Consider the following 12,780-nt stretch of genomic DNA (forward strand, 5'->3'; position numbering starts at 1 on the left):
CCAGTCATTAAGGCGCTATTGCTAACAAGTCTCCTACTTTGCTGGAGCACTCTAGTTGCCAATGTAAGCGCAAACCCGGCACCCATAGCTGCTGATAACAATGCTGAAAGTTCGCAGTCACAAAGTTCATCTACACAAGCCCATACTGACGATAAGGCTCAAGAGGATGAGGCTCAACTGACAAAGGCTCAATTGGCGCAAATTAACAATTTGTACCAACAGCCGGCTAGCTCGTCAGCTCTTGAGGCATTAGCGCAGCAACTGAATTTACAAGCCGATACCCGCGGACAATTCCTGCAACAGCGTCATTTAGCTGTGCTCAAAAAACCGTTACAAAGCCAGGGTCGGTTTATTTTCAGCCCTAGTCAGGGTTTGGTTTGGCAACAGCTTAAACCCTTTAACAGCTTAATGGTGCTTAAAGATCAGCAATTAACTCAGCAAAACAGTCAGGGAAAAGTGCAACAGCTCAGCTCAGCAGCCAGCGGCAATCCCATCGCGCAGCAACTGCCGCGTTTATTGCAAGCCATCATGGCCGGCGACATAAACGCGCTCAGCGCTGACTTTAGATTATTTATGCCCACAGAAACAACAGGCTCAGTGTGGCAATTCGGCTTACAAGCAAAAGATCCGCAAGTGCATGCCGCTATGGGTAACATAACTTTAAGTGGTGACAAGCATATTCGCACACTCATCATGACCAGCCAGCAAACGGACATCAGCGACTACACCTACATACAATTTACCAACACAGAACAAGGCCCGTTGAGTAACAGCGAACTTGCACTGTTTAGCCTTAGCAGTGGGTTAGCTCAGTAATGCCCCGCAGCCCGTTTAATGCATTAACCTCAGCCAAAAGCCGCTTTGCCCTATGGCTATTATTACTGCTTGCCATGTTAATTAGCGGCGTGTGGCAATGGCAGCAAGGCGCGCGGATCCAAACTGATATTTTGGCCATGTTGCCTCATTTACAACAAGACAAACTCACTGAAACAGCATTAGACACCGTCGAGCAACGACTCGCCAATCAAGTGTATATTGCCATATTAGCAGACAGCGATAATCAGGCCGTTAATGCCGCTCAGCAGTTAATGACTTCGTTACAAAGCCAGCCACAACAAGCTTTTAACGCCATTAGAAGTGGCGCAGATAATCAGTTAGAAGAGTTAGCCAAAGTGTATTTTGAGCATCGCTTTAGTTTACTCACCCACCAGCAAGCACATGCGCTAGCAACAGATAACTGGCATGAGCTGTTAGCGACCGCGCAAAATCAACTGTATAGCGCCTTTGGTTTTGCTAACAGCCAACTGTTAGCGAGCGACCCGCTGTTATTGTTTCCTGCAAACTTGTTGGCGCTGTCACCGAATAGCAAACTTCGTAGCCAACAGGGTATTTTACTCACCGATACAGATAGCGGAGTTGCCGCTATCGTTATGGCCAAAGGCCGCGACAGTGCGTTTAGCCCCACGGCACAGCAACAGCAAATACTGGCGCTACAATCTGCATTTAGTCAGATAACACAACAGTATCCGCAAATTCGCGTACTCAAGGCTGGGGCATTGTTTCATGCTATCGCCTCAACCGAATCAGCCAAACAAGAGATCAGTAAAATCGGCCTAATCTCACTGCTGGGCATTGTATTATTGGTGTGGTTGGCATTTCGCTCGGTAATGCCGTTAGTGGCAGCAACACTGACCTTATCCACTGGGGTCGTGTTTGCTTTTGTCGCTACTCTTAGCTTATTTGGTGAATTGCATTTACTGACATTGGTGTTTGGCACCAGCTTAATTGGTGTGGCCATTGATTACAGTTTTCATTTTTATTGTGAAAAACAAGCACACCCTAATGACACTGCCAGCGACACCATCAAACGTATCTTTCCTGCGCTAACGCTCGCATTAGCCACCAGCGCCAGTGCATTTATCGCCATTGGTTTTACGCCTTTCCCGGGGATGCAACAAGTCGCGGTATTTTGCGCTGCGGGCTTAATAGGCGCGTATCTCACCTTGTTGTTAGTATTCCCACTTTTGGGAAATCATTCACTAAAGCACACTCAAGGGCTTGGGTTTGCTCAGGCATATTTAAACGGGTTAAAGCGCGTATTTACTCCAACACAACCGGTACAAAAAGCCTCACAAAAAGTCATGTTCATGTTGCTGCCTGTTGCTGTATTAGCCATACTGTTTTTCGGGTTGTCGCAACTTACTAGCAACGATGATATTCGGCAATTGCAGCAAAGCCCAGAGTCGATAACCACTGAAGAAAACCAGCTGAGACAATTGCTCAGCGGCGGCACAGATAACCAATTTATTTTAGTCAGTAGCGCTAATGAACAAGACTTACTGCAAACACTTGAGCAACTAACCCCAGTATTAGAGACGGCCATATCAAACAATGAAATCGCTCAAGCAGTAAGCCTCAGTCGCTTCATACCGAGCATGGCGCGTCAGCAGTATCACTACCAACTACAGCAACAGCTTTACCAACAACACTTAGCTGAAATCATTGAGCAAATGGGTCTAGATGACAGCATAAAGGCAAGTTTAATCGCCGAGTTTAATCAGGCTAACTCAGCATGGCTCACACCTCAAACTGTGCTTAAGCACGCCAATGATGACTTAAAAGCCTTGTGGTTGGGTGATGTTGCAAGCGCTGACAACACGACACAATTTGGCGCAATTGTATTACTAGGTGGCATTGATTCTCTGCCCTCGTTAACTCAGCGACTCACCAACCAGAGTTGGCCTTTAGGGCAAGTCAGAGTGATTGATAAGGTTGGCGATATATCCAACATTATGGGCCAGTATCGCCAACTGACGTTTCAGTTGTTAATGTGGGTGTTTGCGCTTGCCAGTATTGTTTTTAGCGTTAAATATGGCATTAAACTGGCGCTTGCCATTGTTGCGGTACCGGCGTTTGCCGTGTTGCTTACTTTGGCTTGTTTGGGCTTAGTTGGCTCAAGCATTAGCTTATTTCATGCCTTAGCCTTTATTTTAGTACTGGGTATTGGTATTGATTACAGCTTATTTTTTGCCGAAGCCAAACACACCAGTCATGGAGTGATGATGGCAATATTTATGTCGGCCTGCTCAACCTTATTAGCCTTTGGTTTATTGGCGCTGAGCCAAACCCATGCGATTCACTTTTTCGGCCTAACGCTTTTATTTGGCATCAGCTTTGCTTTTTTATTAGCGCCGTTTATTTCATTTTTTACAAGGAAGTCACTGTAAATGCAAAGCAATCAAACAAGCACAATTAACAACATGGACGTCGACGTTGCCATTATTGGTGCCGGCCCGTCTGGCGCGATTGCAGCCAGTTTATTACGCCAACAAGGCCATAAGATTGTGGTAGTTGAAAAACAGCAGTTTCCGCGTTTTTCTATCGGCGAGAGTTTACTGCCTTGTTGTATGCAGTTTATTGAACAAGCCGGCATGCTAGATGCGGTTAATCAGGCTGGCTTTCAATTTAAAAATGGCGCCGCATTTCGCCATCAAGGCCGTTACACCACATTCGACTTTACCGATAAGTTCACCCCAGGCCCGGGCACTACGTTTCAAGTTCAGCGCGGCCAATTTGATAAATTATTGGCTGACACCGCCATCAGCCAGGGCGTCGACATTCGCTTTGGTCATCAAGTTAATGCGGTCGATATTAGCAACGAACCCACACTGCAAATCACTGATGAGCAAGGTCAGCCTTATCAAATCAATGCCAAATTTATTGTCGATGCCAGTGGTTTTGGCCGAGTATTACCCCGGTTATTAAACCTTGAACGACCATCAAACTTACCGTCTCGCAGCGCTATTTTTACCCATATTGAAGACAATATTAGCGATAGCGAATTTGACCGCAATAAAATCCTCATTAGTGTTCATCCTGAACATAAAGACATTTGGTATTGGCTCATTCCCTTTAGCAATAACCGTTGCTCTATCGGTGTTGTCGGCGAGCCCCATTTATTAGCACATTTAACTGGCAGCCTGGAACAGCAGTTGCTGGCGATTATTGCGCAGGAGCCTGATTTAAAGCGTTTACTCGCCAATGCCAAAGTAGTGCAACCCTGTGCCACGCTCCAGGGTTACTCGGCCAATGTGACCACGCTTGCCACTAACAAGTTTGCTTTATTGGGTAATGCGGGTGAGTTTCTTGACCCAGTATTTTCATCTGGAGTTACTATTGCTATGCAGTCGGCCGCCATGGCGTGCGCAAGTTTGGATAAGCAACTCAAAGGTGAAACCGTCGATTGGCAAGCCGATTACGCCGAGCCGTTAATGCTTGGGGTTAATACCTTTAGAACTTATGTTCAGGCCTGGTATGACGGCCGTTTTCAGGATGTGATTTTTTATCAACAGGCAAATAGTAATGTAAAACAAATGATTTGCTCAATTTTGGCAGGTTACGCATGGGACTCTAAAAATCCGTTTGTGAAAGAGTCAGAGCGTCGCCTTAATACCATCGTTGAGTTATGTCGGGAGTTAGACGTTGCTTAAGTGTAGTCGTGCTATCAAATTGATTGGCGCAGTGTTTTTGCTGTGCGCATTAGCAAGTTGTAGCCAAAAATTTACCCGGCAAAGCTGTATGGCGATAAGCAGTCAGGCTCAATATTGTCTTGCGCCGACAGTGAATGCATTGAATGCCCAAAGTGATATCAGCCTAAGCCAAATGATCAGCATGAGCCATGGTCAGGATAATCATGAGTTACTGACTCAATTAGAGCTCACCTCACAACGTATGACCTTAGTGGGGCTCGCGCCATTAGGCCAGGCATTGTTTACCCTAGTGTACGATGGCCACACCTTACAAAGTGAGCAAAGTCGCTTGTTAGGCGGTACCTTTAATGCCGAGTATTTAATGGCCATCATGCAGCTTATCTACTGGCCAACGGAGCAAGTCAATCAGCAGCTCACAGATGCTCAGTTGCTGGATACACCTTGCGCAAGTGCATTATGTAAACAGTTAGTCGATGCCGATGGCGAGCAAATCAGTATTAGCTATAGTGAGCTCAACCCGTGGCAAGCCAATATTAGCGTTACCATCAAATCAGCCGACATTTTGTTGCACATTACGCCACTCGAGTAACCAATGACACAGACTGAGCACACAATATGAATAACCGAATCGCAATTACCCATATCGGACTTTGTACGCCTTTAGGCAACTCGCCTGAAACAGTGTTGCAGCGCTTGGTCAATGGCGACACCAGTGCCATGCAATATCGTGATGATATATTGTTTAGCGGCCCAACGATTGTCGGCAGCGTAAATGATGACAGCCTGATTGATATTCCGGCGCATTTACAGCTGTTTGCTTGTCGAAATAATCAGTTACTCCATACCGCTGCAATGCAAATTGCCGAGGCTGTGAGCAAGGCTAAAGCACGATATGGCGCTGATAGAATTGGCGTAGTTTTAGGCACCAGTACCTCGGGGATCTCCAAAGGTGAAGCCGCATTAGCCTACCAACTCGAACATGGTCACTTTCCACCGAGTTACCATTACTCACAACAAGAGCTGGGCAGCACTAGCGACTACCTCAAGCAGTTATTTGAACTCGAAGGCCCCTGCTACACTGTGTCGACGGCGTGTTCATCAAGTGCCAAAGTGTTTGCCAGCGCACAACGATTACTGCACGCAAACTTGTGTGACATGGTTATCGTGGGCGGCGTAGACAGCTTATGCCAATTAACCGTAAATGGATTTAACTCGCTAGAGTCTATTGCTAAAGCACATTGTAATCCGTTTAGCCTAAACCGCGACGGCATTAATATTGGTGAGGGCGCTGCGCTATTTACCTTAACGCGTGGCCAAAGCGACGTCATGCTAGCGGGTATAGGCGAATCTGCCGACGCCCACCATATTTCAGCGCCGCACCCTGAAGGCCTCGGCGCCATCGCAGCCATGAATAGCGCATTAGCAGCGGCAAATATTAAGCCAGAACAAATCGATTATGTTAATTTGCACGGCACTGCCACCCCAAAAAACGATGCCATGGAATCACGCGCCATCACCAAGGTATTTAGCCCCGCATTACCGCCGTGTAGCTCAACCAAACCCTTAACAGGCCACACCTTGGGCGCTGCTGGCGCCATTGAAGCGGCATTTTGTTATTTGCTGCTTAGCCAGCATAATCAGCTTTTGCAGTTGCCACCGCATATATGGGACGGCCAGGCTGACAATAACGACCCAAGCATCCCCTTAGTGAACACCAACGCTCCACAGCTTGCCAATTCACAACCAGCAAAGTCACTCAACTATATTATGAGTAACTCATTTGCCTTTGGTGGCAGCAACGCCAGCGTTATTTTTTGTAAAAAGGATGCCTAAAACCATGTCGACCCTTATTGCTGACGCCACACTATTAGCCCACGACATTAGCGAGTTTGTGCCGCATCGTGCACCAATGATTTTGATTGATAACCTGCTAGAACATCAACCAGACAGCTTACTTACGGCTATCCATATTAACGAAGCAAGCGCTTACTTTGATAGTGCAATCAATGGCGTACCCAATTACGTCGGCATTGAATACATGGCACAAAGCATTGCAGCATTAGCGGGTGTTGAAGCCAAGTTAATGGGTGACAAAGTACGCGTCGGCTTTTTACTGGGGAGCCGTAAATTACAAATGCACATAGGCCACTTTATACTTGGGCAAACCTATCACACTAGGGTGAGCCGCCTTTATCAAGAGCCATCTGGTTTAGCGGTATTTGATTGCCAAATATCTCATCAGGGCCATGTGATCGCCTCGGCAAACGTCAATGTGTTTCAACCACAAGATACCCAGGCATACATCAACGAAAACCAAACAAGCCCTAACTCATAATAATAAACAGTAGATCATGGAGAGACTTGTGACTAACAGAGTATTAATTACCGGCTCAAGCCGGGGGATTGGCAAAGCCATTGCCATTAAATTAGCCGAAAATGGCTTTGATATTGCACTGCATTTTCACAGCAACTATAGCGCAGCGGCAGAGGTGCAACAAACACTCAGCGCCCTTGGCGTTAATGTGAGTTTATTACAATTTGATATCGGCGATCGTCCTGCTGCAAAACAAGCCATTGAAGCCGATATTGCCGAGCACGGTGCTTATTACGGGGTGATTTTAAATGCCGGCATAAACCGCGATACCGCCTTTCCCGCCATGACCGAAAACGAATGGGACAGTGTTATCCACACTAATTTAGACGGTTTTTACAATGTGATTCACCCCACCATCATGCCGATGGTGCAAGCCCGTAAAGGTGGACGCATTATTACCCTCGCATCGGTTTCGGGTATTGCCGGTAATCGCGGCCAAGTCAATTACAGCGCCTCTAAAGCAGGCATTATTGGTGCAACAAAAGCATTGTCGCTTGAGTTAGCCAAACGCAAAATCACCGTGAATTGCATTGCTCCAGGGTTAATCGAAACCGACATGGTGAGTGATTTCCCAACCGATTTAGTCAACCAAATGGTGCCAATGAAACGCATGGGCAAACCCAATGAAATAGCCGGTCTGGCAAACTTTTTATTGTCAGAAGATGCCGCATACATCACCCGCCAAGTTATCTCGGTCAATGGAGGCATGATATGAAGCGCGTAGTCGTCACTGGTATGGGCGGGATTTCTGCTCTAGGCCAGGACTGGCAGCAAGTTAAAGCCAGTTTATTAGCCAAGCATAATTGTGTTATTCGCATAGATGAATGGGATCGCTATCCAGACTTAAACACTCGCCTGGCCGCACCTGTGCGTGATTTTGAATTACCATCGCATTACTCGCGTAAAAAAATTCGCTCCATGGGCCGGGTGTCGCTCATGGCAACCCGCGCAAGCGAGCTGGCACTAGAAGATGCAGGGCTGTTAAATGACCCGGTATTGAGCTCAGGCCGGGTTGGAGTCGCTTATGGTTCATCAACCGGCAGTACCGACCCTATCATGGGCTTTGGTGACATGCTTAAAACCGGCGAAATGTCGGGACTGACCGCCACCAGCTATATCAAAATGATGGCCCACACTACGGCGGTAAATATTGGAGTGTTTTTTGGCTTACAAGGCCGTATCCACACAACAAGTAGCGCCTGCACCTCTGCCAGTCAGGGCATAGGTTATGCCTACGAAGCGATTAAATACGGTATGCAAACCATTATGCTCGCCGGTGGCGGTGAAGAGCTGTGCCCAACGGAAGCGGTGGTATTTGATACCTTATTTGCCACCAGCACAAAAAATGATACTCCCGAGCAAACCCCACGCCCATTTGACAGTCAGCGCGATGGTTTAGTCATAGGAGAAGGAGCCTGCACGTTAATACTCGAGGAGTTAGAACACGCTCAAGCTCGTGGGGCAACAATCTATGCAGAGCTTGTCGGCTTTGGCACCAACTCAGATGGTCAACACGTGACCCAGCCCAATGCACACACCATGGAAGTGGCCATACGTTTAGCGTTAAAAGACGCTAAGCTGTCGCCGCAAGACATTGGTTACATCAGTGCGCACGGTACTGCAACAGACCGTGGCGACATTGCTGAAACCGCTGCAACGCATGCAGTTTTTGGTGCAAACACGCCAATTTCATCACTCAAAAGTTATACCGGCCACACGCTTGGCGCCTGTGGCTCACTCGAAGCCTGGACCAGTATCCAAATGATGAACGAAGGCTGGTTTGCGCCCACATTAAACCTTGATGATGTCGACCCTGAATGTGGCAAGCTAGATTATATCAAAGGCGATATTCGCCAACTTGATACCCAATACATCATGAGCAACAACTTTGCCTTTGGTGGCATCAATACTTCACTGATTTTTAAACGCTGGAATTAAAAACTACTCACATGATAAAGGACATAGCATGACAAAAAATGTAACCAACATGGCTATCAGCGGATTACTGATAGCTGCTGGATTATTGAGCTCGTTATTCTCCCCGCTAGTCAGTGCACAAGAACCGATTGTCCAAGAACAGCAATACCAGGCGATATTTCAAGGTGACAATCACGCTCAACAAATACAGGCCATTGAAACCTTAATTATTTCAGGGCCGCAAGATGTCGCCGTATATGATGCGATAGAAGCGTCGCTTAAACAGAGTTTAACCAGCGCGACTGACAAAAAAGCTATCGATTATTCATCCTGGCTGGCAAAGGGTTTAGGCTATTCTGGTAACGAGAAATATCGCGCTACGTTAACTCAAATCGCTGAGGGTGATTACCATAAAAAATTACGTAAGTATGCTAATGAGGGCATCAGCAACATTAGTCAGTACGCCATTTGGAATCCCATTCTGCACGCGCAAACGCATGTCGATTTATCGCCACGGTTAAATGCATACAGCAATGCCTTAACCAGTGATGACCTGATATTAATCCGCATTGCTGCTAAGCGGATCATGTATGAGCGTGAATATAGCGAGGTGATATTAACTCAACTTAGTGAACAACTAGCTCAGCCGCGCTTGCTGGACGACAGCCGTTTAGCCATTGATACCTATGCCTGGTTAGCCAAAGCCTTGGCCAGCTCTGGTAACGATAAGTTTAAAGCTGTCATTGAAGATATGGCTAACAACGCAGACAATAAAAAACTGCGCAGCTACGCCAAAAAGTACTTAAAAACCTATTTTTAAACACTTATGCCAATATTTAAGTTAGGTGCAGATAAAATAAAAAACAGATGTGAGCCGTCATGCTGACATCTGTTTTATTTCAAAGCCTATCTACTCTACACGCTACACTTTGTAGGCTGCCGCCTTGGCTTGATAGTCTTCAGTAATACGTTTCATGTCTACCGCGCCCACAGCAAGCTTTTGCACCTGCTCAGACAACACAACCACCGCTTTAGCATTTTCTAAAATCTCAGCACCAATTTGATTGAGCTTATTGGCCTGCTCTTGAGTGCCATTGGCAACATTGTTACTTAAGGTAGAGACCTGGCCAATTTGTGCAGCGCGTTGCTCTAAGCCTTTGGCAATATTATTGGTATGCTGCACGTTTTCTGAAGTGCGTTTTTTACCTTGATCCATTGAGTCGACAGTTTTGAGCATACTGGTATTTAATCGGCTTAGTACCTTCTCAATCTCATCGGTTGAATGACTAGTACGCTGTGCAAGCGCCCTTACTTCATCAGCAACTACCGCAAACCCGCGACCACTTTCACCCGCTCTAGCTGCTTCAATCGCGGCATTGAGTGCTAATAAATTGGTTTGCTCTGAAATGCTACGAATAGCTTGTAGCAATGAGGTAATTGCGCCGACATCTTTGGTCAGTTCGGTTAATGACTCTGTCACCTCTGTAGTATTGGTTTCCAGCAACTGCATGTCCTTCATAATACTAAGCGCACTTTGGCTATCGCTTATGCTTGAACTGGCAGCATCTTTAGCTTGCTCTGCCGATAATTGACTGTCGTGAGCCATTTGTTGAAACTGTTCAATCACCACGTGTGTAGTATCGGCAATCACATGGGCTTGATGCGTTTGCTGCTCTACAGAATGCTGAGCCTTATCACTTAACCCCATTAAATTATCTGAGGTGTTAGCCATTTTTTTAGCTATATCACGATAATCGTGAAACAACTGAGACAACTCCTCAAGCATTAAATTAAACGACATTTCTGCTGGGGTGTCTGCCGAGGGTAGGCGCACAGACAAATCTTTATTGGCTGAAATGGTTTCAATCGCGCCAGCAATGCGTTGATTAGCCACAGCATCAGTGCGCATAAATAAGCTAATACGGATTAAAATAAAGGTCTCGACCGCAGCAAATAATGCATGGATAAACACTATGGTCCAATTACATTCGCCGGCGAAAATCATCACTGGCGTGTCAAAAAAGCTAACATCTTGCAGCTGAATATAGGTCAAACCAACATGATGCACCGCAACCGTTAATAATGCCGCCAACAAGGGTTGCCAGCGTAAATAAATCAAAAATACACCCATAGAGGCAAAAATATGAAAATGCATCTCCAGCATGCCCATCTGGCTTTGAATCAACAATCCAGAAACGGTCATCATAATCACCGCGCCCACAATGGCAAAAAGCTCTGTACCTCTCAGTAAGCTGTAACTTAACTGCACTAACACTAAAATCGCAATGGCAGCGATAGTGCTAAATGTCATCATTTGCGCACCAAAAAAACCACTAATAAACAGTAATGGCCCTTGCAGCATTAAGATTTGGTAAATATACAGATCATGCTTTTTTAACAGTGTTATTTGATTCTCATTCATAAACAGGCCTACATTTCAGCTGACATAATGTGCTTAAGCTCATGCAGCATTTTGAGTGTTGAAAGCTGCTGAGCCGTGTATATCCGTACAAGTTGTCCGTCCGGGGACACTAAAAATAATTTACCAACATGGTTTATACTGGTGAGTTCATGATTAATATTTTCAGATAATCGCCTATCAAGTCGTGACAGCTCATCATCAGATAATGATGCACTCACAAAGCGAGGCGAACGATCATCGATTAAGTTTTTACGCACTGCTGGGGTATCGTTATTGGGATCAATAGTCACAAACATAAATTGCACCTCAGCTCCAGTTAGCAAAGCGTCCTGCTGTATGTGTTGCTCCAATTGAATCATTTGTTGAATCCGTATCGGGCATATTTCAGAGCACGATAAAAACCCTAAAAATAAGTAGGTATATTTGCCCGCGGACGCAGGAAACTGATGCGATTGTTGCTCAACGTCTTGCCAAGTAAAGCGCAAATGTTGGCTGTCGTTAATATTAATGCCGTAAGCTTCACTGTCTTGATACCATTGGCTTAACACCATAAGTATAGGGATCGTTCCTAAGCTTATACAAATTAAAACCGACGCAATAACCACTTTTTTTAACTGCATGTAGGTTAACGCCTTTTTATGTCACATGACCAACGCAATCAACAATATAATGATAGCTAGAATTACACAAATGAATAGGCCAAGAATATAAACATATTTTCATTAGGTCATTAGTTGAACTGGCACTTAGGAGGCTCAATACGTTGCAGATAAGATGCAGGATCAACACAAGAGATCGTGAGTACAAAAAGCAGACATATTAGCCAATAAAAAAACGCCCAAATCGTTTAGATTTGAGCGCTTCACAACAATCAATATTGTTATATTTACAAGGTAATCGCGTCGATAGCCTGTTTAGCCTGGCTAATACCCGCCTCGGCCGCATCCGGGCCCATGTTCAGCGCTTCGGCGTATACGGTTTCTACCTGAGTAATACCAATAAAGCCCAGTACCGTGGTTAAATAAGGCACCACATGATCGGTTGTGCCGCCTTTATGTGCGCCGCCACGCGTAGTCACAATAATCGCGCGCTTACCTTCAATTAATCCCACAGGGCCAGTGTCGGTATAAGTAAATGTCACACCTGCACGAGCGATAAAATCAATCCAACTTTTTAAGGTGGTCGGAATACTAAAGTTATACATTGGAGCGGCAATCACGATGATGTCATTGGCTTTAATTTCAGCGACTAATTCGTCCGACAATGCCAAAGCCGCTTGTTGGCGTTCCGATAAATTGTCGCCACCACGTAAACCAGCAGCAATCTCGCCATCTAACATAGGCACCGGGCTACTGCCCAGGTCACGAGTTGTAATCTCAGCACCTTGCTTGCTCCATTGCTCGCTAGCATAGTCAACAAGTGCTGAGGATTGAGAGTATTCGCCTAAAATGCTCGATTTTAACATGAGTACTTTTGTCATCGTTTATTCCGCCTACCAGGTTAAGTTTATTCAGTGAGGTCTCTACATAATCGACCAATGACATCAGTATATTGAACGATAAAAAAGAAAAAAAGCG

12 protein-coding genes are annotated in these 12,780 nt (G+C 45.7%); 9 read left to right on the forward strand and 3 right to left on the reverse strand.

The features are described 5' to 3' along the window. The first annotated feature begins 18 nt into the window (after window positions 1-18). The 9 genes from GQA99_RS00705 to GQA99_RS00745 are packed head-to-tail and all read left to right on the forward strand — an operon-like array spanning window position 19 to window position 9,601. Window positions 19-816, forward strand: a complete 798-nt coding sequence (locus tag GQA99_RS00705) for an outer membrane lipoprotein carrier protein LolA (RefSeq protein ID WP_160051934.1) — start codon at window positions 19-21, stop codon at window positions 814-816. Further along, the gene (locus GQA99_RS00710; RefSeq protein ID WP_160051935.1) at window positions 816-3,227 is read left to right on the forward strand and encodes an MMPL family transporter; all 2,412 of its coding nucleotides are present in this window, start codon (window positions 816-818) and stop codon (window positions 3,225-3,227) included. Before GQA99_RS00705 ends, GQA99_RS00710 begins: the two co-directional genes overlap by 1 nt. Beyond that, window positions 3,228-4,490 carry an NAD(P)/FAD-dependent oxidoreductase gene (locus tag GQA99_RS00715; RefSeq protein WP_160051936.1) on the forward strand — a complete coding sequence of 421 codons (1,263 nt, stop codon included), beginning with the start codon at window positions 3,228-3,230 and terminating at the stop codon, window positions 4,488-4,490. Beyond that, the gene (locus tag GQA99_RS00720) at window positions 4,483-5,079 is read left to right on the forward strand and encodes a DUF3261 domain-containing protein (protein WP_229785797.1); all 597 of its coding nucleotides are present in this window, start codon (window positions 4,483-4,485) and stop codon (window positions 5,077-5,079) included. Before GQA99_RS00715 ends, GQA99_RS00720 begins: the two co-directional genes overlap by 8 nt. Window positions 5,080-5,105: 26 nt before the next feature. After that, entirely contained in the window at window positions 5,106-6,323 is a 1,218-nt protein-coding gene (locus tag GQA99_RS00725) for a beta-ketoacyl-[acyl-carrier-protein] synthase family protein (protein WP_160051937.1), read from the forward strand. A 4-nt stretch (window positions 6,324-6,327) separates the two neighbouring features. Beyond that, a complete protein-coding gene (locus GQA99_RS00730; protein ID WP_160051938.1) occupies window positions 6,328-6,825 on the forward strand; it encodes a hotdog family protein in 498 nt (165 codons plus the stop codon). A gap of 28 nt (window positions 6,826-6,853) precedes the next feature. Continuing rightward, a complete protein-coding gene (locus GQA99_RS00735) occupies window positions 6,854-7,579 on the forward strand; it encodes a 3-ketoacyl-ACP reductase FabG2 (RefSeq protein WP_160051939.1) in 726 nt (241 codons plus the stop codon). Further along, the gene (locus tag GQA99_RS00740) at window positions 7,576-8,802 is read left to right on the forward strand and encodes a beta-ketoacyl-ACP synthase (RefSeq protein WP_160051940.1); all 1,227 of its coding nucleotides are present in this window, start codon (window positions 7,576-7,578) and stop codon (window positions 8,800-8,802) included. The genes GQA99_RS00735 and GQA99_RS00740 overlap by 4 nt, the downstream gene beginning before the upstream one ends. Window positions 8,803-8,830: 28 nt before the next feature. Continuing rightward, window positions 8,831-9,601 carry a hypothetical protein gene (locus tag GQA99_RS00745; protein WP_229785798.1) on the forward strand — a complete coding sequence of 257 codons (771 nt, stop codon included), beginning with the start codon at window positions 8,831-8,833 and terminating at the stop codon, window positions 9,599-9,601. A 102-nt stretch (window positions 9,602-9,703) separates the two neighbouring features. Here GQA99_RS00745 and GQA99_RS00750 read toward each other — a convergent pair whose 3' ends face one another. The 3 genes from GQA99_RS00750 to GQA99_RS00760 all read right to left on the reverse strand — a co-directional run bounded on the left by GQA99_RS00750 (window position 9,704) and on the right by GQA99_RS00760 (window position 12,683). Continuing rightward, window positions 9,704-11,203: a methyl-accepting chemotaxis protein gene (locus tag GQA99_RS00750; RefSeq protein WP_189386203.1), complete on the reverse strand. Its 1,500-nt coding sequence runs from the start codon at window positions 11,201-11,203 to the stop codon at window positions 9,704-9,706. An 8-nt stretch (window positions 11,204-11,211) separates the two neighbouring features. Beyond that, entirely contained in the window at window positions 11,212-11,823 is a 612-nt protein-coding gene (locus tag GQA99_RS00755) for an SCO family protein (RefSeq protein ID WP_160051941.1), read from the reverse strand. Window positions 11,824-12,089: 266 nt separating this feature from the next. Further along, a complete protein-coding gene (locus GQA99_RS00760; RefSeq protein ID WP_160051942.1) occupies window positions 12,090-12,683 on the reverse strand; it encodes an FMN-dependent NADH-azoreductase in 594 nt (197 codons plus the stop codon). Window positions 12,684-12,780: the final 97 nt, after the last annotated feature.

The organism is Shewanella litoralis, from assembly GCF_009828585.1.
In the GTDB taxonomy this organism is placed as follows: Bacteria; Pseudomonadota; Gammaproteobacteria; order Enterobacterales; family Shewanellaceae; genus Shewanella; species Shewanella litoralis.

Bases quoted from the DNA above. Each gene is read 5' to 3' on its own strand.
- GQA99_RS00710 (WP_160051935.1), top strand. From the start codon at position 816: ATGCCCCGCAGCCCGTTTAATGCATTAACCTCAGCCAAAAGCCGCTTT.
- GQA99_RS00715 (WP_160051936.1), top strand. From the start codon at position 3,228: ATGCAAAGCAATCAAACAAGCACAATTAACAACATGGACGTCGACGTT.
- GQA99_RS00725 (WP_160051937.1), top strand. From the start codon at position 5,106: ATGAATAACCGAATCGCAATTACCCATATCGGACTTTGTACGCCTTTA.
- GQA99_RS00730 (WP_160051938.1), top strand. From the start codon at position 6,328: ATGTCGACCCTTATTGCTGACGCCACACTATTAGCCCACGACATTAGC.
- GQA99_RS00740 (WP_160051940.1), top strand. From the start codon at position 7,576: ATGAAGCGCGTAGTCGTCACTGGTATGGGCGGGATTTCTGCTCTAGGC.
- GQA99_RS00745 (WP_229785798.1), top strand. From the start codon at position 8,831: ATGACAAAAAATGTAACCAACATGGCTATCAGCGGATTACTGATAGCT.
- GQA99_RS00750 (WP_189386203.1), bottom strand. From the start codon at position 11,203: ATGAATGAGAATCAAATAACACTGTTAAAAAAGCATGATCTGTATATT.
- GQA99_RS00755 (WP_160051941.1), bottom strand. From the start codon at position 11,823: ATGCAGTTAAAAAAAGTGGTTATTGCGTCGGTTTTAATTTGTATAAGC.
- GQA99_RS00760 (WP_160051942.1), bottom strand. From the start codon at position 12,683: ATGACAAAAGTACTCATGTTAAAATCGAGCATTTTAGGCGAATACTCT.